The sequence below is a fragment of the Occallatibacter sp. genome (genome assembly GCF_049582745.1).
GTDB lineage: Bacteria > Acidobacteriota > Terriglobia > Terriglobales > Acidobacteriaceae > Telmatobacter.
Map to the genome: position 1 here is coordinate 15,502 of NZ_JBAUUO010000037.1, position 24,564 is coordinate 40,065.

The following is a 24,564-nucleotide window of genomic DNA, read 5'->3' on the forward strand; positions in this document are numbered from 1 at the left end:
GGCAGGTTTGAGCCTCCTTTCGGCCGCCACGTGGGGCGGTTCCGACTTCGCAGGCGGGTGCGGTGCTCGGCGGTCTTCCACACTGCTTGTCACCGCATCGGGCCAGATTGTTTCACTTGCTGCGCTGCTGGTCCTCTGCTTCCTCCTCAGGCTTGCGTTGCCGGGAACAAGCTATCTCATCTATGCAGGCATCGGCGGATTTGAAGGCGCGCTCGCGCTCGCCGCTTTTTATCGGGCGTTATCGATGGGGGCAATGGGCCTGACCGCTGCTCTCACGGGACTCATGACCGCACTCATCCCGGTGATCTTTGAGCTGATCCACGCCGGCTGGCCCGGCCCGGTCACTGTCGTTGGCCTGATCATCGGACTGGCCGCGATCTGGCTGATCTCTCATTCCCCGGCAACCGAAGGCGCAGGCACCTCCCGCCGCGCACTGCTTCTGGGTGCGAGCGCCGGAATCGGATTCGGTGCGCAGTTGATTTTGTTCAGGGCGGCGGCCGCTGGCGGTGTGCTGTGGGGCCTGACCGCAGGCAGGGTCGCCGGCGTTGTCGCGATCCTTCTCGTCGTTGCCATGGCGCCCCCCAAAGGACCATGGCGGGGCTTCTGGATAGCAGGGATCGTGTCGGGATCGCTGGATACCGTCGGCAACTTGTTCTACATGATGGCTTCGCAACTGGGAAGGCTCGACGTCGCGGCAGTCATCTGCTCGCTCTATCCGGCAGGAACGATCCTGCTGGCCGGGATCCTGCTGCGGGAGCGGCCGACAAAACGCCAGGTGGCGGGAATGGGACTGGCGCTAGCCGCCGTTGCCCTCTTAAGTGTCTGAAACACAAAGGCCCATGCCACTGGCACAGGCCTCTTTGCTTTCTGAAAAGTCTGAACGATCCGGCCCAAAGCCTGTACCGGCTTTGGGCTCAGGTCTACCCCTGCTTGGGGGGTTCGGTGCTCGCGGGGGGAGGGGGAGGGGGGGTCTGCGTGCTCTGCTGGGTTGTCGGAGGCGCCGGATCGGTTACGCCCTTGATGCCCTCCCTAAACCCTTTTAATCCTTCGCCTAAACCCTTACCCAGCTCCGGCAGCCGCTTGGCGCCAAAGAGCAAAAACGCCACAATCGCGATCAAAATCAGATGCCATGGCTGTAATAAATCGCCCATCGTGTATCCTTCCGCGCGCCCGCTATGGATGCGCGCTTATCACCCTCAATTGTCGCACAAAGCCAATCAAACGGTGTGACCAATGCCACTCGTGTCCCCACCGCTAGGCCGTATTGGCTCGATATACGTTCAATTCACCTGCGCCGGATTGCCCAGCCGCTCCGTCACCATCGTGTAAAAGCTGCGCAAATCCTCCTCTTCCCCGGCGGTCAGCCGCCGATAGACCTTCATCAGCGGAAAAAGCCGTGAGCCCCGCACATCCACCGCCGGCGCCGCATGCTCCGCTCCCGGATACTGCGTCATCTCCCACGTGCCGGCATACCGTTGCCGAAGCACCTCGCCGAGATAGCTTCCCCAAAGGCGCGATTCGTAATCGAGATCGATCTCCGGGCTTTCGCTGAGCAGAACCAGAATTTCGTCGAGCGCGTTAATCGAGTCGGCGGAGAAATCCAGGATCTGACGGAAATCGCTCCGTGCCACCTCGACTGCCGCATGCGCGTAGCCCTCCATCATCGCTCCCAGATCGGGGAACGCGCGTGATTCGAGCTTCTGCCGCACTTTGTTCATACCCAATTAGAGACTAAATCTTCCCCCGGAAGGTAGCGGACAGATTTGTAACCGGATGCCCCGCGATTGCATCCCTATGGCAGACTTGTGGTAGTCGTTGGAGGATTCCCCGTCCATGAAAATGACGAAGTTTTTGAGCCTGGTTGTCGTCCTGGCATTCACCGTGGGACCAGCGCTGTCTGCCAATCTCGATATCTATCCCGATCCCTCGCAAGCCAAGGCCGATCTTGCAGCGGCGCTCAAGACAGCCGCCGCGACCCACAAGCGCGTGATCGTCGATTTCGGCGGAAACTGGTGCGGCGACTGCCATGTGCTCGACATCTACTTCCACAACACCGAAAACCGTCCGATCCTTGAATCGAATTACGTTCTTGTGCACGTCAATGTGGGACGTTATGACGCGAATCTCGATCTGGCCCAGCGCTACGGGATTCCGCTTCAGAAAGGCGTGCCCGCGCTGGTCGTTCTGAGCGACAAGGGTAAGCTCGTCTTCAGCCAGAAGAGCGGGGAGTTTGAGAAGATGGGCCGCATGGAACCAAGTTCGGTCACAAGCTTTCTAGTGCAATGGAAGCCCACCAAGCCCGGCTGCAGTGTGACAATGGTGACCTGCTGATCCGCCCCTACTGGCTCAGCGGCGCCAGATGCTTGGTGTTCTGGTAGGTGTACTGCACGCGATGGATAACCGTAATCGTCGAGAGCACGGCCAGCACCCATAGCACCGGCGCCATCACTCCCCAATGCTCAAAGAGCGCGCCTAGCAGGATGAGCACGATCCGCTCCGGCCGCTCCATGAATCCCACCTTGCACGAGCCGATCAGAGCCTCGGCGCGAGCCCGCGTATAGCTCACCATCAGCGACGTCACCATCACAAATGCCACCAGCACCACGTACCGGAAGCGATTGATGCGTCCGTAGTAGACCAGCAATCCGAAGAAGAGCACCACGTCCGAATAGCGGTCGATTACCGAATCAAAGAAGGATCCAAAGACCGTGACCTGGTTGTTCTTGCGTGCGACACGCCCGTCGACCATGTCGAAGAGCCCCGCGCCGAAGATAACCATTCCGGCGTAGAAAAACATCCGCCCGGCATTCGTAGCGTTCGCGTGTCCAAACAGGAACGCAGCGACGATGTTGATCACCAGTCCGATAAAGGTGAGCGCGTTGGGCGAGATGCGGGTCAGTGCAAGGCCATGCACGATTCGATCAAGAAGCCAGCCGCAGGCGCGGCCAAATGCACTGGTCCAGGTCATTCTTACTTCCTTACTTCTCTGTGCCGGTCTCGGCCTCTTCTTCGTCTTCGTCCACCTCATCGTGGACCGTGGTCAACTTCAAAATCTCGAGTTCGCGCTTCCCGTTCGGCGTCACGATCGTGGCAATGTCGCCAACCTTCTTGCCTACGATCCCGCGACCGATCGGCGAAGTCGTCGAAATCAGCCCCTTGGCCACGTCGGATTCTTCGCTGGTGACGAGGCGATAAACAATCTCTTCTTCTTTCGTTGAGTCGTACACGACAACGGTCGAACCAAATCCGGCTTTGTCGTGAGGGATGTTCGCCAGATTCACGAGCGAAAGCTCTGCCATCCGCCGTTTCAGCTGGCCTAGCCGCGCATTCACGAACTCCTGCCGCTGCTTCGCCATGTGATACTCGGCGTTTTCCGACAGGTCACCCATGGCGACGGCCTTCTTGATCTCCGCCGGCAACTCGTGAGCAAGCTCATGCTCAAGGACAGCGATTTCTTCGAGCAGTTGCTTTTTAATGTGATCGGGCATCCGTGATCCGTGGCGGCGAGCGGGGCTGCTCAACCGCGAGAAATGTTACGTCTAGACGTCTCCATTATACGCGGCTGAAGCGGTCGAAGGCTCCGGGGTCGGTTGCGCCTCGCCGTCGATAAACCCGCTTCTGCTAAAGACGCTTCAAATGCCGCTCCCCGACCGCGGTTCGCGCCAATGATCTTTGCGCCACATTTTCGTCCGGAACGGTGGAATAAAACGGCTCCGGCTCAGTTCTCTTCATTGACACAGCAAATGTGCACGAGGAGAAAACATGAGCGGATCAATAGAGAAGCAGATTCAAGCCGAAGCAACACAGATCGACTCCGGCGGGTCGGACGGCATCGACCGCCGCGGATTTCTGAAGTGCATGGCGTGGGCTGGCACCGGGCTCGTATGGACCTTCGCCGGCGGCGTGCCCACCTCGCGCGTATTCGGCGAACCGGTGAAGCCCTCGGTGCAGTCCGATTTCACATTCGTGCAAATCAGCGATAGCCACATCGGCTTCAACAAGCCTGCGAACACCGATGTAACAGCCACGCTGCAGGCTGCCCTGAGGCGGATCGATGCCGCTCCGGCGGCTCCGGACTTTCTGATCCACACCGGTGACCTCACGCATTCCTCCAAACCCGCGGAGTTCGACGCGCTCGATCAGATACTCGCCCCGCGTCGGCAGGTATTTTACGTGCCCGGCGAACACGATACCTCGGTCGACGACGGAAAAATGTATCTCGATCGCTACGGAAAAGGTACCAACGGAAATGGTTGGTACAGCTTCGACCACAAGGGCGTGCACTTTATCGGCCTCGTGAACGTGGTGCAGCTCGAAGGCATGGGCAAGCTCGGCCAGGCACAGCTCGACTGGTTGAAGCAGGATTTGCGCAGCGTCAAGAGCAGTGTACCCATTGTTCTCTTCGCGCATATTCCACTGTGGGCTGTTTACCCCCAGTGGGGCTGGGACACATCCGACAGCGAGCAGGCGTTTGCAATGTTGAGACGCTTTGGGTCCGTCACGGTTTTGAATGGCCACATCCACCAGGTGATGCAAAAGGTGGAGGGCCAGGTGATGTTTCACACCGCAATGTCGACGGCATTTCCGCAGCCCGCACCAGGATCGGCTCCATCGCCCGGCCCCATGAAAGTTTCGGCCGACCGACTGCAAAGCGTGTTGGGCATTACGGACGTAAGCTTCGTCGCCCAGCGGCGAGAACTGGCTATCGTCGACGCGACGCTATCAGGAATGACCGGCGAGCATCGCGAGCCGAGCCTGTGATGCTGGGTAGACCAATTGGCTTCAGCGCCCTACTTCTCTCACTGATCAGCGCAGCGTGTTCGTTTGTGCATCCATGGGGCGATGTCCGCAACGTTGCAACTCGCGGACAGATCCTTGAAGGCAGTGCCGTGCCGGAGGACGTTCGCAGAATCCTCGAGAGCAAGTGCGCCGATTGCCACTCGAACCAGACACACTGGCCCGTGTACAGTCGCGTGCCGCCGGTTTCCTGGCTCGTAGAACACGACGTACATGCGGGACGAGCGGCAATGAACCTCTCGCATTGGGCACGGATAAGCACAGAGAGCAGGATTGCGCTGCTTTCTCGCATCGCAGCCGAAGCGCGGACCGGAGAGATGCCGCCAAAGCCCTACACAATGCTGCATCCGGCGAATCGCCTCACTGACAGTGACAAACAGCAGATTGCGACATGGGCGCGGACCGAGAGAAAGCGCATAAGGACCGAAGGTTCCGCGCAGAAGGAGATTGAAACCAAGTGAAGCAGCCAAGTGAGCTCAGATTCTTCATCGTTGTCGCACCCGTCTGGCTGGCCATCGCGATCTTCTGCTCACCACACGTAAGCGGCGCTGCGGCAACGACCAATGGAGACGCGACAAACGGCAAGCAGCTCTTCGAGAAGAGATGCACGGGTTGCCACTCGCTCTCAAACAACAAAGAAGGCCCGCGTTTGCGAGGTGTCTACGGCAGAAAGGCCGGGAGTGTAACCGACTTCACTTACTCGGATGAACTAAAAGCGGCGCACATCGTTTGGGATGAACACTCGCTCGACCAGTGGTTGACCGATCCAGACGCGGTAGTTCCCAACAACGACATGGCATTCCATGTTTCAAACCCCCAGGAGAGAGCGGACATAATCCAATTTCTTCGGCTATCCTCGGGCAAATAGGATTTAGACAGAGATCGCGCAGGAGACGGGATGGATCGGGTGTTCTTCGAACAGCTTGCAATGCCGCTGTTCGACCAACTTTATAACCATGCTTGCTGGCTCACCGGCGATCGCGTTGATGCCGAAGACCTGGTGCAGGAAACCTACGCCAAGGCCCTGAAAGGGTTCGCCGCCTTCGCCGAAGGCACCAATATCCGCGCCTGGATGTTTCGTATTCTGCGCAATACATTCCTGACTTCGAAAAGTGGCCTCGCTGCCCAAAGGACGGAACCCCTTGAAGACGAAGACGGGAACGCGGAGGAATTGGTGGCGGATTCATTGACTCCCGAGGTGATCCTGATGCGCAGCCAGAATGAACAGGCGCTCTTTGCCGCGTTGGATTCGCTTTCGGTGAATTACCGGCAGATCATCCTGCTGTGCGAGGTTGAGGAGATGTCCTACCGCGAGATCGCGCAGGTTCTCGACGTGCCGTTAGGTACGGTAATGTCGCGGCTGTCACGCGCGCGGAATGCCCTGCGAGCTTCGCTCGGGGTAAATGTTGCGCAGGAGGTCCGGTGATGCCCTGCGATCAAGATCGAAAATTGCTCGCGGCATATCTCGACGGAGAACTGCAATCCGAGCAGGGAAGCGCGCTTGAGCAGCACCTTCGCAACTGTACCGAGTGCGCAGCGGAGGTCGCAAGCATGATGAGCGTGCGCCGAGCCATGAGGGCGGCGAAAACGCGCTTCACGCCGAGCGCTCAATTCCGGCAGAAGATTCAGTCCCAGACTGCACCGAAGCGTCGAGGCTTCGGATCCTTCGGCCTGTTGCCGATAGCAACGGCAGCCTTGGCCATCCTGGTCGTGGCCCTTGTCTTGACGCGCCAGAACACCTCGCAAGCCGACGCTTTCCGCGAGGTCGCCGATTTGCATACGGGAGACCTGGCCAGCGCAAATCCATACGATGTGGTCTCCTCAGACCGGCACACCGTCAAGCCCTGGTTCCAGGGCCATATTCCGTTCGCATTCAACCTTCCCGAGTTTGCCGGGACCGAATTCACGTTGCTTGGCGGCCGCCTGGTCTATCTGCACCAGCAACCGGCCGCGCAGGTGGTTGTAGGTATGGGCCAGCACAAAATCTCTGTCCTCATCGTGCAGGATTCCGAAACATTCGCAACTGCTTTTCCGCTCTCCACCGGCGTCGACCTGCGAAGTTCCTTCAACGTGGAGACATGGAGCAAGCAAGGTCTTCGCTTTTTCGTAATCGGTGACGTAGAGAAGTCTGAAATTCGGCATCTTGCCGATGCTCTCCAAAGCGCCAATCCGTGATTTCGTCAGGTTCATCGAGCCGCGATTAACCTTGGTGGGGCCGATCAGGCAGCCGATCAAGGAATGATTGCAGGATCAGTGTTGCGGCGACCTGGTCGACCACCCTCCGGTGATCCTGCCGCGCATGGCCCGCCTCGTAAAGCAGTTGGTGCGCCTCATGCGTGGTCAGCCGTTCGTCCCAGAGATGGATAGGCAGCCCAGTCAGCTCGACCAAATCCGCTGCGAATGCCTGCACCTTCACAGCTTGCGAACTGATCTCTCCAGTGAGTTTCAGCGGATTGCCAACCACGATCCCCGCGACGCCGTATCGCCGGCATAGACGCGCGACCGACCGCAGGTCTTCGCGAGGATTCCGTCGCCGTTCGAGGGTCAAAACCGGCTGGGCTGTGAGCCCAAGCTCATCTGAAACAGCGATACCGATGCGCTTTGAACCTACATCGAGCGCCAGATAACGCGAAACTATCTTGTCGGCCACCCTTTTGACCCTCCGAAACCCTTGAACTCCTAGAATCTCACCTCATTGTGCTTTGAGTCCTCCGGCGTCATCCATTCACTTGCTGACCGGTACAATCGAATAAGAAGCAGAATCCGCGGCACACTAAACCGCGTCTTATCTTGAGGAAGGGTGTTTCAGCATAGATGGCGTCACGCCGCACTCGAGGGAATCGGAAGAAAAGAGGGCTCGGCGCGGCGGGATTCTTTCTGGCGCTCATCCTCCTTCTTGCAGTTCTGGCCGCGGCTGCGGCCGGGTGGATGATTTTCATACCGTTTGGGCCATCGAACGAGACCTTTGTTGAGATTGAACCGGGCTCCTCGTCGACTCGTATTGCCCAACAACTCGAATCGGCAGGAGTGGTTCGCAATCAGTTCGCGTTTGACCTGTGGCGCTGGGTGCGCAGGGGCAAATTGAAGGCAGGGGAGTATCGTTTCGACCATCCGGCCCCCCTCCCTGAGGTGTACGACCGCATCGCGCGGGGCGACGTCTATACGGTTGCAGTAACGGTCCGGGAGGGAGCGACCATTTTTGAAGTTGCCGCGCGCCTCGAACAGGCCGGCATCGGAACAGGCCAACAGTTTCTGGATCAGCAGGAGCGGCTCACCGAACTGGTGGCCGACATCGATCCGAAGGCGAAGACGCTGGAGGGCTATTTGTTTCCCGATACGTACCGTTTCCCGCGTCGGGCAACATCGGGACAGGTGGCCGCCGCCATGGTCCGGCGGTTCAGGTTGGAGGCATCTCAAATCGGCCTCAGGGAGAATGTGCACAAGGTGGTAACGCTGGCTTCACTGGTGGAACGGGAAACGGCCGTGGATGCCGAAAGACCGCTGGTCGCCAGCGTCTTTGAAAACCGTCTCGCAAAACATATGCCGCTCATGACCGATCCTTCCGTGATCTACGGGCTCGAAGTCGAAAAGGAATGGCGCGGAGCCATTCATGCCAGCGACCTCAAGCGCGACACGCCCTACAACACCTATCTCCACCAGGGATTGCCTCCAGGGCCGGTCGCGAACCCCGGGCTTCCGTCGCTCCGTGCCGCGATGAATCCGGCGCAATCGAACTATCTCTACTTCGTTGCAGCGGGCGCAAATCCGCAGGGAAAGTCGCTGTTCTCGGCCACGCTTGAGGAACATGCACGGGATGTCTCCGGTTATCGCAAGGCGCTGAAGAAGGCAGGGCAACGATGACCGTGCGGAGTTCTTTCGGCGTCACCGCACTTGCGTTGCCGCTGCTTTTGACCGGATGTTCGCTGATTCCGATGAAGCGTCATTTGCCGGTACCCAAGGCGCCGGCAAAGGTCCAAACCGCCACTCCGGAAGAGCTGGTCACGCAAGTCAATCAACGGTGGAATTCCTTCGAAAACCTGACGGCCGAGGTTGAAATCAACCTGACCTTGACGAAACCGCAGGAAGGTCTGGCGACAGATTATCCAAGCTGCCGCGGATGGATCGTGATGCAGAAGCCCGAATATCTGCGGGTGGTCGGACAGTTGGTCGGGGTACGAATCTTTAACATGGCGAGCGACGGAAAAACCTTCACCGTGTTGATCCCACCGAAGAACAAGGCGATCGAGGGACCGACTTCGCTCACCAAAAGATCCGACAAGCAGTTCGAAAACCTGCGCCCCGGCTTCTTCTTTGACGCCATGATCGTGCGTGGGCTCGATCCGGAAGACTATTACACCGAAACTTCCGATACCGAGACCATCGAGGATGCCGCCAAGAAACACCTCTTTACAATGCCGGAATACGTCCTGAACATCACGCGGCACGCGCCAAATGGAAGCCGCCGCGACAAGCCTGTGCGCGTCATTACCTTCCATCGCGACGACCTGCTGCCCTCCAATCAGGATTCGTATGACAGCGAGGGGAATCTGGAGAGCCAGGTCTCCTATTTCGCATACAAAGACTTCGGTGGAAATAAACTCCCGACGCGCGTCGTGATCAGAAGACCGCTGGAAGGAATAACGATTGCATTGACTGTCGAAAAGGTCGATGAGAATCAGAAACTGCCTGGCGACGAATTCACTGTGAAGATCCCGCCCGACACCCAGATCCAGCATCTGCAATAAGCAGTCCCTGAGCGGCACTCCGGCCCAGCAAGATCAGACCGATCCCCGGCTCGCGCGACCGCTCTGGCTCAGTTCCTTGTAGAAGCCCAGGTCCCGGCCTTCCTGCATTTTTGTGATGTATACGATCTGACCGTAGTGCAGTCCAAAGTGCTCGACTACCTGGTAAACCGCCGCCAGCCCACTGACCGTGTAGCCTTGGATGTGCCAGGTTGCCAGCAGTTCTTCTTCCGTTAACCGAGCCAGCACCTTCGCCGCTTCGTCAAGGGTCTGCTCGAGACGACCGATCAGATCGGTAGCCGACAGGTCCCCGGTGGCGTTGAACTCCGCCGGTCGATCGCGACGATCTTCCAGACCGTTGAACGACCCCACCAGCCACTGCCAGACGTTCCCGTTCAAATGCAGGATAAGGTTGCCAATGCTGTTGCTGGCTTCGTTGGGGCGCCACCATATCTGCTTGTCGCTAAGCGGCTCGACCGCCTTGCGCAGACGCGGCCAGTATTGTTCGAGCAGTTTGCGGCGGGAAAACTCAAGAAAAACTTCGCATACGGGATCGGCAGGCATTTGAGCGGGTCCCTCCTTTAACAACTTGAGATTCTATCGAACCCGCCTTGAGACACCACCGCCGAAGTGGTCTCTGCGTGAACAGTGACCGGCTTCGGCGGGATGCTGCCTGGGATTTTGTAATGTATGAAGCCCCTGAGGAAGTGCGGTCCGGATGCGAACTTTCCTGCTGCGCATCCGGATCGGTTCGCTTTCACTTCAGTTTGATTGGTCTTGCGTTAGGACGCCAGCGCCTCAATGCTGTCGACATGGATCATCTTCGATTGCCTGTCGAGACGGCCGGTCACCTTGACTGTCTTTCCTTCGAAAGCCTGCGCTCGCGAAGAGTCGTCCAGTTTGTAGACGCTGCCCGATGAATCGCGGAGCACGTACTGTTCCCCGTCCTTCACGACTGTGCCGGTAAATGTCGTGGTTTTTGACGCGTCCGGGTTCGGCATCTGGTCAGGTGATGCCTGGGCAGGCGGATTCTGAGGTTCCTGGATGACCGGCATCGGGGTGGCCGACTTTAAAGTGCTCGCTCCCCATGCCTGCGCGCTTGCTAGCAATAGAGCGCAGCAGGAGACGCCGAATAGGATCTGGATTCGGGTACTTTTCATATGTAACCTCCGGGGGGTGAAACACTCCTACCTGTCTTTCATATCTAGATCGAGCGAAGAGAAAGTAGGAGATTCCTCTCCGAACTATCACCTTTACTAGCAAGCCGCGGACCACAGCCCTCCCGCTTTCGTTCGAATAGCTTGCAACAGACGTGTCGATTCCACTGCCGGGTAAGAAGTACCATGTTGGAAAAAAGTGCTCCACCTCCTTACCCACACGGTGAAATACCAGAGTGGGATGACATCCATTGCCGCCTCATGTGTGCTAGCATCCCCGCAAGCATCTGCCTCCCATTTTTGAAGGATTTCAGGCATGGAAACGACGCTGCGCCCGCTCACCCTTGGCGAAATTCTTGACCGCACGGCCGAACTCTACCGCACAAACTTCCTCTTATTTGCAGGCATCTCGTCGATCTACGCCGGCATCCTGCTGGTGCTGAGCCTGCTCCAGATCGGGGCACAGCAGGCCGCGCTGTCTCTGCACACCGGCCCGAACATGAATACCGGCCTGATCGCGGTGTCGGTCATCGGCCTCGTCGTTCTCTGGCTGGCCATTTTCGTAGCCGGCGGCCTGGCTGTGGCGGCCAACACCCGCGCCGTGGGGTGGGTGCATCTGGGAGAACCCGCCAGTATCGGCGCGGCTTATAGCACCATCCTTCCGCGAACCGGGCGCTACCTATGGCTCATGACGATTACGTACTTTCTCGCCTGGTTTCCTTGCGTACTCGTCTATGGTGCCTATGCCGCACTGCTCTTCGCATATGTGAAGCCCAAGGGCCTGTTTAGTCCCCACGCTCCTCCACCAGACCCGCAGATGATGGTCGTCTTCCTGGCATCGAGCGTTGCATTTCTGTTTTTGCTCGCCGGCGCAATGGTATACGGCATTATCATGAGCCTGCGCTACTCTCTCGCCATTCCTGCCTGCACGGTTGAGAACCTCACTGCTCGCGCGGCAATTCGCCGCAGCATTCAACTCAGCAAGGGTTCGCGCGGTCGTATCTTCATGTTGGCGCTCCTTGCTCTCATTATCCAATTGGGTCTCACCGGAATTACGCAAGGTTTCTTCATCGTTGTGGGCTTGAAACACCATGGCGTGCTGCCCGTATGGATGAGTGTGATGCAGCAGTTCCTGGCATTCCTGACAAACACGTTCGTCGGGCCCATTTATGCAACCGGATTCACCCTCTTCTACTATGACCAGCGCGTGCGCAAAGAGGGCTACGACATTGAACGCATGATGCACAACGCGGGAATGACGCCTTCCTTGCCGGCCGTCGAATCCAATTCCGCCCTTGAAGACGCGACTCCACTCGACCAGGGGAGCGGGCATGAATGAGCCGCTGCATCCGCTGACCCTGTCGGAGATTCTTGACCGTACGGCGCAGCTTTACCGCTCGCGGTTCCTCGTCTTCCTGGGCATCGGAACCATTCCCGCCGGAACCATGTTCGTCTTCGCCGCGGGAGCCTTTGCTTTCATCACCTGGATGGGCTTAAACGCTAGAAGCGGAACGAATATTGCCGACTCCTTTGTTTGGGTGTTTCTCGTACTGCTCATGCTTATCGCAATCCCGGTGAGCCTGGGGGTCGGCGCCCTTGGCGAGGCGGCGATGAGCGATGCCGCCGCGCGCCTCTTCCTGGGCGACAAGATCACTATCCGGAGTGCTTACAAGGCATCCTGGAAACGTGGTTGGCGCTATGTCGGCCTTTTTCTCTTGCAAGGGCTCGTGATCGTCGGTGTACCCGCCGTTGTGTTTTCCCTTGGCGTGTTTGGGATGATCTTTGGGAAGGTAAGTGGACTGGCGGCGAACGACAACAGCCCGCTGTTCGGCGGTCTTGTATTTCTGCTCATTCTTGTCCTTGGTGTCTTCGCCGTCTGGATGTTGCTGCGTCTGTGCCTGGCGTTTCCCACGTGTGTAGTGGAGCAGGCTCCCGCATGGAACTCCCTCAAACGCGGCGTCATGCTCAGCAAGGGGACCCGCGCGCGTATCTTCGTTCTTTACGTGATGGGTGTCTTCCTCAGCCAGATCCTTGCCTGGTGCGTGATGTTTCCGATCTTGATTGCAATCGCCCTTATTCCCGGACTCCAGGGCCAGGCCCATGCGCAGGCCGTCGGCATGTTTACCATTCTTGTCACGTACGGGTCGTATTTCCTCGTCAAGGCCCTGGTCAAGCCCATCTTCGGCATTGCGCTCACCGTCTTCTATTTCGATCAGCGCATCCGCAAAGAAGGCTTCGATATTGAGTGGATGATGCAGAAGGCGGGCATGCTCGCGCCTCCACCTGCTTCTGAACTAAAGCCCGAGATCGCACCCCTGGCTCCGGCGCAGGATTCGCCGGTGGTTTCTGAGCCGTTCGCAGTCGCGACCGTAATGCCTGAAAACCCGGAAATCATCTCCACACCTCAATCTGCCCTCGAACCGAAAACCGAAGAAGGCCACGCATGAGCGACGCGCCACCGTATCCGGTCTACATCCCAAAGACGTTCGGTCAGATTCTCGATCGAGTCTTCCAATTGATGCGAGGGAATTTCAAGCTCTTCGTGGAAATTGCTGTGTTGCCTCCAGCGGCGTTCTACGCCGTCTTTGTCCTCATAGCCGCTGCGGCGCTTTGGCCGGTTTTAAAAGCATTGCCCCAATCACCCTCGCCGGAAGAGATGCTCCAACTCGTCCCCGTCTTTGTTCCACTGATGGTCGGGTTGACCATCTTTTATTTGTTCGTGTTTGCACTGTATCTGGCCGCCGCTTCATTCGCGGGCGTGCAGGCTGACTGTGGCATAAAGGTCACGCTCCGGGAGTCCTATGCGGTCGCGTGGCGCCATGCAGGCCGCTGTGCTCTCCTGCTCATCCTCATATACTTCATCTGCTTCTTCCCGGCCCTGATTATCGAATTGGTGATGTTTGCCGGGATTGGATTGACGACCCTTCACAAGGCTCAACCCGATCCGGTGATGATCGCGTTCGTTCCGTTTCTGTCTTTCCTGCAAATGGCTGCCATGGTGGTCGGCGTCATCGTGGCGCTTCGGTTTTCGCTGGCATTCCCGGCATCTGTCTTCGAAGATTTGACTGCCTGGCAGGCGATCAAGCGCAGCGGTATTCTTACGCGCGGCGCCAAGGGAAGAATCTTTCTGGCGCTCCTGGTGATCTACGCAGCAACCTACCTGGCTATACTGCTCTTGATGAGCGGCGCTGCGTTGATCGGCGCGCTTGGTTTTCTAGCAGTCTCGGGGATGCACCTCCATCTGTCGACACCCGCGATCTGGGTCCTCGCCGTTCTCGGGGGCATTGCCTTTCTCGCTGTCATGGTGCTGTTCACGGCCGCAAGCTGGGCCGGATACGCAACCGCCTTCGCCGTGCTCTACAACGATCAGCGCCTGCGTATCGGCGGAGCCTTCGCAAGCACGCCGAGCCAGGGAACTTCGGCATGATAGTAACCGATTCTTCCGTGGAGTAAGCGCGAAACCAGCCCCCCTTTCTACTATCATCAGCGCATACGTCATGAGGGATATAACATCGCGTGAATGACGGATGTTGCCCATATCAACCCGATCCGTCCTGGCCAGATTCAGGAACGCTTACCGGCGTCTTTCCAGCAAAAGGAAACGCAGGGATGAGATTGGTGCGTCAAGCGTCTGCGGCGATTGCTGCCCTGGCGTCACTGTCTCTTGCAGTTACGGTAGGCGCGCAGAGCATCAAGTTGCCGCCGGCTCCATCCACAGCGAGCGCACGCGACGTATCGATGGACGGCTACCGCCAGCACCTCACCGCCCTCTCTGTGCTCGTCGACGCCTGCGCCAACGACCGCAACATCAAAAGCTGCGATCCCGCGCTCGTCGGTCCCGACGATCGAGTGCCGATCGTGAACGGCTCTGGCACCGAGCAGCGCCTGATCCGGTATGGCTGGCTCCGCGTGTTGTTTTCGAAGGCCGAGGATCCGGATCTGCCGGTAGCGAAACCAGCTGCGAAGAAGGCCGGCGACGCCAGCCCCAAAACCACAATTCAGGATCATCCGCCCACCTCGCAGCTCCTGAAAGAAGCCAGGCAGCGCCTCGAAAGCGATCTCGCGCAATCCCAGGCTCCGGTTGCGCCGGTTGCCTCTCACCCGCAGGAGCGGGCCGTCTTGCAGCAGGTGCTCTCCGAAAGAGAATTTCGCGGTCTACAGCAGACATCTGTTCGCGATTCGGTACTCGAAAAACTTGGCAATTGGCTCAACCGCCTTTTCGAGAGCGCCGCAAATCTCAAGGCGCGTTCTGCCTGGGTTGGCCGCGCCCTAGTGTGGGGATTCATCATCGGCGTTTGCGTAGCGCTGGTCTACTCCCTGCTTCGCCTTGAGCGCCGCTGGCGCGTCCGGTTGACAGAAGAAAGCTACCGGCCCGCCCCCGGCGCTGCGTCAGCGCGCGATTGGCAACTGTGGCTCGAAGATGCGCGCAAGGCCGCGGCGTCCGGTCTGTGGCGTGAAGCAATCCACTTTGTTTACTGGGCCGCAATCTCCCGCCTCGAATCGCGCAGACTTTGGCCCGCCGACCGCGCCCGCACCCCGCGCGAATACCTTGCGCTGGTCGCCCAAGAAGATCCGCGCAAGCCCGGACTCTCGCAATTAACAGGCACCTTCGAGCGCTTCTGGTATGGAGGTCGTGAGGCGGACGAAGGCGACTATAAAAATGCCGAAAACCTCGCATCCACGTTGATCGGTGGAGGCGCACCCGCGGTTGTTCGTGAACTATCAACCATGCCCGAAGGCGGTGCGCGATGAAGTTCATGTCGTCGCTCGATGCCAAAGATCGCCGCCTGCTGCTGTGGAGCGTCTCCATCGCAATCGGCCTCGCCGTGCTCATCGGCCTGGTCATGCCCAACGAAAACAATAATGACAACCCCATGCCGTCGACCTACCTCACCGGACAGCACGGCGCCCGCGCAGCCTATGAGTCGCTCGTACGGTCGGGCTACAACATCGAACGCTGGGAGCGCCCCCTCGGCGAACTGGCTGCCAACGCCGGCCCCGGCACCGTGGTCATCTTTGCGCAGCCCTTTACGCGCGAGACACAAGATTTCAAGGCTGTCGACCAGATCGTTGCGCGCGGTGGACGTGTCCTCGCCACCGGCTTCTGGGGCGGCTACCTGGTTCCTGAAGGAGACCCGGGCACACCGACGGAGTTCACCTTTGCTGCCTGCCAGCTTGAACCGCAGGGGCTCGATTCCCTCGCGAACACCGGAGAAGTGTGGATGGTGCCCGAAGCCACTTGGCAGGTGGGCAATTCCCGGCAGCGCATCCAGTACGATTGCGCCGGACAGCCCGCCGTCGTGGAATACACCTACGGCAGCGGCCACGTCGTGTGGTGGGCTAGCTCCACGCCGCTTGAAAACGGATCCCTGGCGCGCGCCGCCAACTTCGACCTCTTGCTCAATTCCCTCGGACCGCGCGAGGGCCACCACTTTTATTGGGACGAATCCCTGCATGGCGATGTGCGTTCCGAGTGGAGCTACGTTTCCGGACCCACCGTGGCGCTCTTGTGGACTGGCTTGATTCTGATTTCGATTCTCATCGTCTTCAGCTTCAGCCGGCGCAGCGGACCGGTCCGCGAGATGCCTCCCCCGGCACGAGCCACGCCCATCGAATTCCTTGAAGCCTTGGGTTCGCTTTATCGCAGTGCCGGGGCTTCATCCACCGCGGTCATGATCGCATGGGAACGCTTTCGCCGCTATGCGCTGCGCCTCTGTGGATTGCGCCAGGCGCCCGTCGGCGCCGAAGAACTGGCAGCCGCGATCCGCCGCCGCTTTCCCAATGCCGACTCCAGCCTCGCAGCGGATCTGATCGCATGCGAAGGTGCGAGACTGAATGAAAAGATTGAGCCACGCGCTGCGCTGAAGATCATTCAGTTGCTCTACCATCACCGCCAGATGCTCGCTGCAGCCTCAAAGCTCGGCAGCATCTCCAATCCAGCGGAATCCATTGAATCCACCAGAAACGAAAGGCCCTCATGAGCGAGGAACTAAGAGAAAACATCGATATCGGGCAACAGCCTGGACTTCAGGCAACAGGCAAGCTCATCACCCATGCGCGCACCGAACTGGGCCGCGTGATCTCCGGGCAAACACAGGCCATCGAAGAGGTGCTGATCGCCGTCCTCTGCCAGGGTCACGCGCTGCTTGAGGGCGTTCCAGGCATTGCCAAGACGCTGATCGTGAAAACGCTGGGCCGTCTCCTCGGCCTCGGCTTTCAGCGCGTTCAGGCGACCCCCGACCTGATGCCCGCCGACATTCTCGGCACCACGATTCTGCGGCCCGGTACCGACACGTTCACCTTCCACGCCGGACCCGTGTTCACTGACTTGCTTCTCGTGGACGAAATCAACCGCATGCCCCCGCGCACCCAGGCCGCGCTGCTTGAGTGCATGGAAGAGCGCCAGGTCACGAGCGATGGCACACGCCGCCCTTTGCCCAGCTGGTTCACGGTATTCGCCACGCAGAACCCCGTCGACTTCGAGGGCACCTATCCGTTGCCCGAGGCGCAACTCGATCGCTTCCTGATGAAAATTCGCGTAGCGTATCCCACCGAAGCGGAGGAACTGCAGATCCTCGAACGGCATCATGCCGGAACGGGTGCAAGCCTTCTCGACGATGCAGCCATCGCGCCCATTCCCGCGGGAATGCTGGAGGCCGCGCGCGCCGAGGTCCGCGCCATTCGCATTGAACCGGAACTCTACGGCTACATCCTCACCTTGGCGCGGCGCACCCGCGAGTGGCCGACGCTGCTGCTCGGTGCAAGTCCGCGCGCAGCCCTCAGCATCATGCGCGTGGCGCAGGCTTCCGCGGCCTTCGACGGCCGTGACTATCTTCTTCCCGATGACGTCAAGCGCGCGATTCCACCTGTGCTGCGCCATCGCGTGATGCTCAAGCCCGAGGCTGAGCTCGAAGGATTCGATGCCGACCGCGTCCTCACCGACGTCACCGCCGCCGTTCCGGTTCCTCGTCAATGATTGCTCCTTCCTTCCATCCCGCGACCGTCCGCGCGACTTGCGAACCGCGAAGCCGCGCGAGCTTCGGGCTCACGCCGCGCTCGATTGCGCTCCTTATCGCGGGCTTCGCGTTCCTGATCCCCGGCTTCTGGGATGCGCGCCTCAGTTATGCAATGCTGGCGTGGGATGCTCTCGTGCTTCTCGCCGCCCTGCTTGACGGAATGCGCCTGCCTCAGGCCGCAAAGCTAACAGCCTCGCGAAGCTGGTCGAATGCACCCTCGCTCGACAGTCAGACTGAAATTGAATTGACGATCGAAAACCAGGGATCGGTCATCATCGAGTGCCGCTTGATCGACGATCTGCCGCCTGCGCTCCGCGACCCCTCGGCGCAGCAGGATCCGGTTCGCGTCACCGCTTTCCCGCGTGTGCCCGCATCGATCCGGTATCGCCTGGAACCGCAGGAACGCGGAGATTGCACCACGGGCCAGCTCTACATTCGCTACCGTTCGCCGCTCTCGCTCGCCGAACGCTGGGCCAAAGCTCCGCTCGAGCAGACCGTCCGCATCTATCCCGCTTTGCGCACTGGCGAAGAGCAGCAGATATTTTTAGCGCGCAGCCGCCAGATCGATCTCCAATTGCGCCAAACGCGGCAGCGAGGCCTGGGGCGCGACTTCGAAAGCCTGCGCGATTACCGCGAAGGCGACGACATGCGCGACATTTGCTGGACCGCAAGCGCGCGCCGCGGAAACCTGATTACGCGCCAATACCAGACCGAGCGCAGCCAGCCCGTGTGGATCGTGCTCGATTGCGGCCGCCTGATGCGTTCGCGCGTCGTCGCGGCACCCGGAACCAATGCGGCTCTGCCCCTTGCTGCCGGCAGCCTGCGCGAACACTCCAAGCTCGATCACGCCTGCACGGCTGCGGTTGCGCTGGCGCAGCTTGCACTGTTCTCCGGCGACCGCGTCGGCCTCCTCGCCTACGGCCAGACGATCCAGCAGCGCCTGCTTCCCGGCCGCGGCGCCGCACACCTGCGCCAGATGATCGAACTGCTCGCGCAGCTTCGCGCGGAGTCGAGCGAGGCCGACCACCTGCGCGCGACCACGCTGCTCGGCCGCCTCCAGCCCCGTCGTTCACTCATTCTCTGGATTACCGATCTTGCTGAGACCGCCATGCGCCCCGAGGTGATTGACGGTGCGATGCACTTGCTGCGGCGTCACGTGCTGCTCTTTGTCGCCATGGCGCAGCCAGAAATCGATTCCATTGCGCAACAGCGCCCCAGAAATGTGGAGCAGATGTTTCGCGCCGCCGCCGCGCAGGAGATGGCTGGCCGTCGTGAATTACTGCTCGCGCGCCTCCACGAGCAGGGCGCACTCACCCTCGACCTCAATCCCGAAGCAGTAACCTCATCGGTGCTGAACCAGTACCTGATGGTGAAAGAACGCGCAATGGTGTAGCTCCTCAGATTGCATTCGCAAATGCGCGTCGCCGCCACTGTCCCGACTCCGAGATTCTTCAAATAATTGGCGGTGTCATTCTGAGTGAACGGGGCCCCGGACGCAGTTCAGTTTGCTTCATTCACACTGTCATTCTGAGTGAACGGGGCCCCAAACGTTTTTCAGTTTGGGGGTGGTGAGCGAAGAATCTGCTTCTTGTTTTTTTAGGACTTCAGACCAGTCACTTTACGTCGCCACAGCCACCGGCAGCACCCGCTTCGCCAGCGCCCACTTTAACTCATCGATCCCTTGCCCAGTGACCGCGGAGACTGCATGAAACTCCAGCTTCCGCCGCTTCGCATACGCCGTCAGCTTCTTCAGCTTCTCGGGATTCGCAGCATCGATCTTCGTCGCCACCACGATCATCGGCTTGTCGGCGAGTGGATGCGCCTGCCCGGATTCTTCGCCGGCCTTGGGTGTGAAGCTGGCCAGCTCTTGGTTGATGACTTTGAAGTCTTCCACCGGGTCAGGCCTTCCTGATGCATCGGAGACATCCACCAGGTGCGCCAGCACCCGCGTGCGCTCGATGTGGCGGAGAAACTGCGTCCCCAGTCCTGATCCAAGATGGGCGCCTTCGATGAGACCCGGCATATCCGCGACTACGAAGGATTGCTGGTTCGGCTCCTCGCCTACCGTCACCACGCCCAGATTTGGCTCGAGGGTCGTGAATGGGTAATCGGCAATCTTCGGCTTCGCCGCCGATATCCGCGAAATCAGCGTCGACTTTCCGGCGTTGGGATACCCCACCAGTCCCACATCGGCCAGCAGTTTTAGCTCCAGCCGGTAGAGCCGTTCCTCGCCCGCCCGCCCCAGCTCATGCTCGCGCGGAGCCTGGTGAGTGCTGGTGGCAAAATGTTGATTGCCCCTGCCGCCGCGCCCGCCCTTGGCCACAACCAGGCGCTCATCCGGCTCTGAAAAGTCATGCACCAGCTCGCCAGTCTCTTGATCGTAAAGCGCCGTACCCACAGGGACTTGCAGGATAGTGGACTTCCCGTCGAGACCGGTGCAATTCGACCCCATGCCGTGCTCGCCGCGCTGTGCCTTATGCTCCGGGTTATAGCGGAAGTGGATCAGCGTATTGTGCCGCTGCGACGATTCCATGATCACGTCGCCGCCGCGCCCTCCATCCCCGCCTGACGGACCCCCGCGCGGCACAAATTTCTCTCGCCGAAAGGCCATGCAGCCATTCCCGCCGTCGCCCGCCTTCACCCGAATTTTGGCTTCATCGATGAACATTAGTAAGCGCTAAATCAGCAATTTAGGTCCTGGGATGCCGCAACTTCACAGTCCTCTCCAAAACCGGATCGCCGTCTCCCTAGTCTACCGAACCAGGCCGCTCACCCACAGATGTGCGTGCAGCCTGTCTCATTTCCGTACACGACTGTGTTCTGAGTCACCTCAACCTTTCCTTATTCTTGCGTAAGATCGCAGTCGAATTCACTGCAAGGAAAAAAGATCCGCCCTTCGCCAAAGTTCCCGGCGTGGGAAGGGCGACTTCTAGTTCCGCTTTCGGGAGAAACGACAGGCGCAGTGAATGCAGTTTCACTTGACCGCAAGCTGGTCATCGGATGCTAAAGCGAATCTGGACGAAGCCGCTGGCGATTGCCGCCCTGCTGATGATTGCCGGCGCGACTCCGCTTTGCTGCGCCCATGCCCAGCAATCCCCCGCCAACGGGTCACTGGCAGGAAAACTCACCGACAGCCGCTCCGCACCCCTCGATCACATGACCGTCACCCTTCGCAATGCAGTCACAGGCGCAGAGGTGCAAACCACCACCGCCCGCGGAGGGCGATATCGATTCACCGGGTTGCTCCAGGGAGAGTATGTGCTGAGCGCCAGTGGCCCGAGCGGCACCGGCAAAGTCGACGAAATCTTTGTCGCCGCCGGACACGAGGCACATATTCAAACCGCGATTGAGCTTGAACCCCTGCGCGCCGAATCCCCGGCACCGGCTGCAGCGATCCCCGGGTTGGTATATCCCAAAGCCGAAACGATCGAGTCGACGCGACTATTAGGGAGTCGGCGGCCTAATATCACTCCTGAGAAAACACACCTACCCGGGAATCGCACTCAAGAAAGCGCAAGATCGGCCTCCGCTCCGGCTTCTCCGCAGCCCTTACCAGTTGCGTTAGCGCACATAGTCCCCAGTCCTTCGGTCGCCAGTGCTTCCGTCCTCAGTCCTTCCACAACATCGGAGACATCTGTTCCAGAATCTTCCGCCCTGACTCCGGCCACTGTCGCCAATTCAGCGACGCTGGCGAAGGCAATCCCCGCTAACCCATTTCCCGCTCACTCGCTCGCCGGCGCAGCGCTGGCCGTGAAAAGCGGTTCGATCCAGGCGTCGCTCCTGAACCCGCGTCCTGTTCCCCCAGCACAGGTGGCCGCTCTCCAAAGCGTATCCATCCCGCCATCTGCGCAATCCCTCGATGCAACTCAACTGCAGGCGCTGCCGCTCTCCGGCCGCAACTGGCAAAACTTTGTTCTCGACGCTCCCCCACAGGGCGATGATGCCGGCGACCGTCGCGCACCTTCCGCGACTGATCCGCAAATCAGCGTTGACGGCGCACGCATTCAATTGGCATTCGGGAGCACAAACACAACCCGCAATAGCGCGTCCGCTCTCCTCGGTCCCGCTTCAACAGAGTCCGCGGTACGCGAAGTGCAGTCCAGTGATTTCAGCGGAACAGCCACGGTTTACGCGAGTCCCGGCCAAACCGTCGTCGAGACGCAGCGCGGAAGCGATCATCTCCACGGACAGGTCTTCGTTTTCGACCGCCAGAACCTCTGGAACGCCCGCAATCCCTTCACGCAGTGGGTGCAGGAAACGGCGCCTGCAACCGCTATGACAACTCCAGCTTTCACAGCGCAACCATACAGCCCCGGTGATCGCGAGGCGTTGTGGGGTGCTGGCATCGGCGGTGTCATTCACAAACGGCATTTGTTCTGGTTTGCGGCGCTCGACGGATATGAACGCAACGACTCAGGTGTGGCGACCGTCAAGCATCCTGACAATTTCTTCGCGCAGCCCTCCAACGATCAGATGCAATTACTGAGTGCACAGCTTGGTCTCAACAGCGCAGACCCGGTCACGGCCGGGCTCGGCGCATATTCCAAACTCCTTGAAACCCTCAGCGGTCTTCTTGGGCCGGCGCCGCGAAACTCTTCTCAATGGATTGCCTTCAGCCGCGTCGATGGCAGCGTCGCCGAGCGTCACCACTTCACGTTCGAGGCGACCGATGCGCGACTCAACTCCCCCGGCGGCGGATTTACCCGCGCTTCGGAAACATTCGGAACGCACAGCTTCGGCAATGTGCACGCGACGAACCAGCGGGTTCTGGGCCGATGGGAAGCCTTCCTCACGCCCAACCTCCTTGCTGTGACACAGGGCTCCTATGGCCACAACGTACAAAGCGCAACTGCGGAGACACCCGCAGCGTTCGAGCAATCCCTCAACATCAACACATGGGGCCGGCTTCCGCAGATCGTCGTGGATTCGCGCTACGGCTTCACCATAGGTAATCCGGCGCGATTCGGCCCAGGAACCTACCCAGACGAACACCTCCTCATGGCACAGGAGCAGCTCAACTGGGTTCGCGGTAATTTGCTCGTAAAAGCCGGCGTTGAAATTAACCACAATCGAGATGCAACCACCCGGTTGCGCAACCAGGCAGGCACCTACACCTACTCCAGCGTTGAAGGCTTCGCCTCCGACGCGCTCGCCTTCTCCACCTACGGCCTGAATGCACAACTCAACCCGATGAACCAGCACAATTGCGATCAAACCGGAAGAGCCTGGCGCGATTCTTCCGGCGTGCTTCACGGTCTCGGCTATCTGCCTTGCTACTCGTATTACTCGCAGACCATGGGCCCAGCGGATTGGTGGCTCAGCACCAACGACTGGGCCGGATTCGCAACCTCCCAATGGCAACCGGCCAGGCGAACCGCCCTCACTCTCGCCATGCGCTGGGAACTGGAACAACTCCCGCCTGCAATCTCAAGTTTGCAAAGCCCTGATCTTCCTCTCACCGCGCGCATGCCCGGCCTCGGTAGCCAGTGGGGCCCGCGCGCCGGGTTTGCGTGGGGCACCGGCGAAAGCCATTGGCCGGTTATTCGTCTGGGCTATGGCGTCTATTTCAGTCGAACGCGCAATTCTGTAGTCGAAAACGCGCTCACGCAAACCGGCTCACTCAAAGGCGATCTCAACTTTTTCATGCGGCCGACTGACAATCTCAACGCCGGCGGCGCTCCGCCGTTCCCTTACGTGCTGGCTGGTGAGCCGGCAAGCATCGTCAAGCCCGGCGCAATCGAATTCGCGCCCAACTTCCGCAATGGCGAGATTCAACAGGCCGAAGCCGCCGTCGAAGAGACCCTTCCCGGAAGGATCCATCTGGAAGCCGGCGCGGTTGCAAGCCTCGGCCGTCGCCTTCCCATCACCATCGACGCCAATATCGACCCCGCTCTGTACGCAAAAACCATAACCTATGCCGTGGTCGATGGCAACGCTTCGGGCCCGATCAAGACACCGCAAATCACCGTTCCGTTCTTCGCCTCCTGGCCGTCCATCACGTCGCCAACTGGATTCGCAGGCCGCCTCAATCCCAGCTACCAGCAGGTAAGCGAAATCTTCAGCCGGGCAAACTCCACCTACGAAGCGGCCATGTTGCGCGTCTCTCGGAATGCACATGGACTGACCCTGCGCGCCCGTTACACGTACGCGCACGCGATGGATTGGAACCCCGACGAAACATCGCAGGTCGGCGGACCCAGCGTTCTCGACCCCATCGACTTTCGCCAGGAGTACGGAACCAGCGCGCTCGACGTGCGCCACTCCGCAACCGCGGCCGTAATCGTTCAGTCGCCATGGAAGCTGAAAAATCTCGCCGGCTCCATCGCTAACGGATGGATGCTAAGCGGCACAGCCTACTTCCGCAGCGGCATCCCTTACACCATGCGTACCGCTGGATCGATGGCAAAGGAATTCGATTCAGGACGGGCAGCAATCGTCGCGCTCAGCACCGGCATGAACGGGTATGGCGGGGACAACCGGGTCTATGGCGTCGGTCGCAATACCTATCGCTACCCCGTAACTTGGAAAGCGGACTTGCGCCTTGGCAAGCGATTCAACCTTGGCCGGATGCGCCTGTTGGAGTTGATGGCCGAGAGCTTCAACCTCTTCAATCACCAGAACGTGACCGAGCTCGAAACAACGGGCTATTCGATCGAGTCGGGAACCGTCACCGGGGGCCTGCCCCGGCTGAACTTCCTCACTGGTCTCAAGACCGGCCAGACGGAATTCGGAAAACCTCTGAATATCAACGCAACCAATTTCTATCGCGAGCGCCAGATTCAATTCGGCGCGCGGTTCCGGTTCTAAGATACTTCGCTGTCGGATTCCAACCAGTTCCACATCTGCATCGAC

25 protein-coding genes are annotated in these 24,564 nt (G+C 59.6%); 17 read left to right on the plus strand and 8 right to left on the minus strand.

Going from position 1 to position 24,564, the window contains the following annotated elements:
* Positions 1-7 precede the first annotated feature (7 nt).
* Complete coding sequence (locus WCA10_RS04660) at positions 8-826, plus strand: EamA family transporter (protein ID WP_472821333.1); 819 nt, start codon at positions 8-10, stop codon at positions 824-826.
* Positions 827-920: 94 nt separating this feature from the next.
* On the opposite strand, the gene tatA is transcribed toward WCA10_RS04660, so the two are convergent.
* A complete protein-coding gene (tatA, locus tag WCA10_RS04665) occupies positions 921-1,151 on the minus strand; it encodes a twin-arginine translocase TatA/TatE family subunit (RefSeq protein ID WP_472821334.1) in 231 nt (76 codons plus the stop codon).
* Positions 1,152-1,280: 129 nt separating this feature from the next.
* Complete coding sequence (locus WCA10_RS04670) at positions 1,281-1,724, minus strand: hypothetical protein (protein ID WP_472821335.1); 444 nt, start codon at positions 1,722-1,724, stop codon at positions 1,281-1,283.
* A 109-nt stretch (positions 1,725-1,833) separates the two neighbouring features.
* Here WCA10_RS04670 and WCA10_RS04675 point away from each other — a divergent pair, with 109 nt between their 5' ends.
* On the plus strand, positions 1,834-2,331 hold the full coding sequence (locus tag WCA10_RS04675) for a thioredoxin family protein (protein WP_472821336.1): 498 nt from the start codon (positions 1,834-1,836) through the stop codon (positions 2,329-2,331).
* A 7-nt stretch (positions 2,332-2,338) separates the two neighbouring features.
* Here the strand turns inward: WCA10_RS04675 and WCA10_RS04680 are convergent, their stop codons facing one another.
* Positions 2,339-2,968 carry a CDP-alcohol phosphatidyltransferase family protein gene (locus tag WCA10_RS04680; protein ID WP_472821337.1) on the minus strand — a complete coding sequence of 210 codons (630 nt, stop codon included), beginning with the start codon at positions 2,966-2,968 and terminating at the stop codon, positions 2,339-2,341.
* Between the two features lie 10 nt (positions 2,969-2,978).
* Positions 2,979-3,488 carry a GreA/GreB family elongation factor gene (locus WCA10_RS04685; protein WP_472821338.1) on the minus strand — a complete coding sequence of 170 codons (510 nt, stop codon included), beginning with the start codon at positions 3,486-3,488 and terminating at the stop codon, positions 2,979-2,981.
* 274 nt (positions 3,489-3,762) lie between these two features.
* Between WCA10_RS04685 and WCA10_RS04690 the strand changes: the two genes are divergently transcribed.
* The 5 genes from WCA10_RS04690 to WCA10_RS04710 are packed head-to-tail and all read left to right on the plus strand — an operon-like array spanning position 3,763 to position 6,972.
* Complete coding sequence (locus WCA10_RS04690; RefSeq protein WP_472821339.1) at positions 3,763-4,761, plus strand: metallophosphoesterase family protein; 999 nt, start codon at positions 3,763-3,765, stop codon at positions 4,759-4,761.
* Positions 4,761-5,258 (plus strand): heme-binding domain-containing protein, encoded by a 498-nt coding sequence (locus WCA10_RS04695; RefSeq protein ID WP_472821340.1) that lies wholly within the window; start codon positions 4,761-4,763, stop codon positions 5,256-5,258. Before WCA10_RS04690 ends, WCA10_RS04695 begins: the two co-directional genes overlap by 1 nt.
* Positions 5,255-5,665: a c-type cytochrome gene (locus WCA10_RS04700; RefSeq protein ID WP_472821341.1), complete on the plus strand. Its 411-nt coding sequence runs from the start codon at positions 5,255-5,257 to the stop codon at positions 5,663-5,665. Before WCA10_RS04695 ends, WCA10_RS04700 begins: the two co-directional genes overlap by 4 nt.
* A gap of 30 nt (positions 5,666-5,695) precedes the next feature.
* Entirely contained in the window at positions 5,696-6,223 is a 528-nt protein-coding gene (locus WCA10_RS04705; RefSeq protein ID WP_472821342.1) for a sigma-70 family RNA polymerase sigma factor, read from the plus strand.
* Positions 6,223-6,972: an anti-sigma factor family protein gene (locus tag WCA10_RS04710; RefSeq protein ID WP_472821343.1), complete on the plus strand. Its 750-nt coding sequence runs from the start codon at positions 6,223-6,225 to the stop codon at positions 6,970-6,972. The genes WCA10_RS04705 and WCA10_RS04710 overlap by 1 nt, the downstream gene beginning before the upstream one ends.
* Before the next feature lie 25 nt (positions 6,973-6,997).
* On the opposite strand, the gene ruvX is transcribed toward WCA10_RS04710, so the two are convergent.
* A complete protein-coding gene (gene ruvX, locus WCA10_RS04715; protein WP_472821344.1) occupies positions 6,998-7,447 on the minus strand; it encodes a Holliday junction resolvase RuvX in 450 nt (149 codons plus the stop codon).
* Positions 7,448-7,611: 164 nt separating this feature from the next.
* On the opposite strand from ruvX, the gene mltG reads away from it, so the two are divergent.
* The gene (mltG, locus tag WCA10_RS04720) at positions 7,612-8,658 is read left to right on the plus strand and encodes an endolytic transglycosylase MltG (RefSeq protein ID WP_472821345.1); all 1,047 of its coding nucleotides are present in this window, start codon (positions 7,612-7,614) and stop codon (positions 8,656-8,658) included.
* Positions 8,655-9,542: a LolA-like protein gene (locus WCA10_RS04725; RefSeq protein ID WP_472821346.1), complete on the plus strand. Its 888-nt coding sequence runs from the start codon at positions 8,655-8,657 to the stop codon at positions 9,540-9,542. Before mltG ends, WCA10_RS04725 begins: the two co-directional genes overlap by 4 nt.
* Before the next feature lie 33 nt (positions 9,543-9,575).
* On the opposite strand, the gene WCA10_RS04730 is transcribed toward WCA10_RS04725, so the two are convergent.
* Together WCA10_RS04730 and WCA10_RS04735 are read right to left on the minus strand one after the other, a co-directional pair.
* On the minus strand, positions 9,576-10,103 hold the full coding sequence (locus WCA10_RS04730) for a DinB family protein (protein ID WP_472821347.1): 528 nt from the start codon (positions 10,101-10,103) through the stop codon (positions 9,576-9,578).
* Positions 10,104-10,321: 218 nt separating this feature from the next.
* Entirely contained in the window at positions 10,322-10,699 is a 378-nt protein-coding gene (locus WCA10_RS04735) for a DUF5818 domain-containing protein (protein WP_472821348.1), read from the minus strand.
* A 313-nt stretch (positions 10,700-11,012) separates the two neighbouring features.
* Here WCA10_RS04735 and WCA10_RS04740 point away from each other — a divergent pair, with 313 nt between their 5' ends.
* The 7 genes from WCA10_RS04740 to WCA10_RS04770 all read left to right on the plus strand — a co-directional run bounded on the left by WCA10_RS04740 (position 11,013) and on the right by WCA10_RS04770 (position 19,105).
* Positions 11,013-12,035, plus strand: coding sequence for a glycerophosphoryl diester phosphodiesterase membrane domain-containing protein (locus WCA10_RS04740; protein WP_472821349.1), 1,023 nt, complete (start codon positions 11,013-11,015; stop codon positions 12,033-12,035).
* A complete protein-coding gene (locus tag WCA10_RS04745; RefSeq protein WP_472821350.1) occupies positions 12,028-13,143 on the plus strand; it encodes a hypothetical protein in 1,116 nt (371 codons plus the stop codon). Before WCA10_RS04740 ends, WCA10_RS04745 begins: the two co-directional genes overlap by 8 nt.
* Positions 13,140-14,123, plus strand: coding sequence for a hypothetical protein (locus WCA10_RS04750; RefSeq protein ID WP_472821351.1), 984 nt, complete (start codon positions 13,140-13,142; stop codon positions 14,121-14,123). Before WCA10_RS04745 ends, WCA10_RS04750 begins: the two co-directional genes overlap by 4 nt.
* A gap of 182 nt (positions 14,124-14,305) precedes the next feature.
* Positions 14,306-15,448, plus strand: a complete 1,143-nt coding sequence (locus WCA10_RS04755) for a DUF4129 domain-containing protein (RefSeq protein ID WP_472821352.1) — start codon at positions 14,306-14,308, stop codon at positions 15,446-15,448.
* Complete coding sequence (locus WCA10_RS04760) at positions 15,445-16,677, plus strand: DUF4350 domain-containing protein (protein ID WP_472821353.1); 1,233 nt, start codon at positions 15,445-15,447, stop codon at positions 16,675-16,677. Before WCA10_RS04755 ends, WCA10_RS04760 begins: the two co-directional genes overlap by 4 nt.
* Complete coding sequence (locus WCA10_RS04765; RefSeq protein ID WP_472821354.1) at positions 16,674-17,672, plus strand: AAA family ATPase; 999 nt, start codon at positions 16,674-16,676, stop codon at positions 17,670-17,672. Before WCA10_RS04760 ends, WCA10_RS04765 begins: the two co-directional genes overlap by 4 nt.
* Positions 17,669-19,105: a DUF58 domain-containing protein gene (locus tag WCA10_RS04770; RefSeq protein WP_472821355.1), complete on the plus strand. Its 1,437-nt coding sequence runs from the start codon at positions 17,669-17,671 to the stop codon at positions 19,103-19,105. Before WCA10_RS04765 ends, WCA10_RS04770 begins: the two co-directional genes overlap by 4 nt.
* A 225-nt stretch (positions 19,106-19,330) precedes the next feature.
* Here the strand turns inward: WCA10_RS04770 and obgE are convergent, their stop codons facing one another.
* Complete coding sequence (obgE, locus tag WCA10_RS04775; RefSeq protein ID WP_472821356.1) at positions 19,331-20,380, minus strand: GTPase ObgE; 1,050 nt, start codon at positions 20,378-20,380, stop codon at positions 19,331-19,333.
* 332 nt (positions 20,381-20,712) lie between these two features.
* Here obgE and WCA10_RS04780 point away from each other — a divergent pair, with 332 nt between their 5' ends.
* The gene (locus WCA10_RS04780; RefSeq protein ID WP_472821357.1) at positions 20,713-24,519 is read left to right on the plus strand and encodes a carboxypeptidase-like regulatory domain-containing protein; all 3,807 of its coding nucleotides are present in this window, start codon (positions 20,713-20,715) and stop codon (positions 24,517-24,519) included.
* Positions 24,520-24,564: the final 45 nt, after the last annotated feature.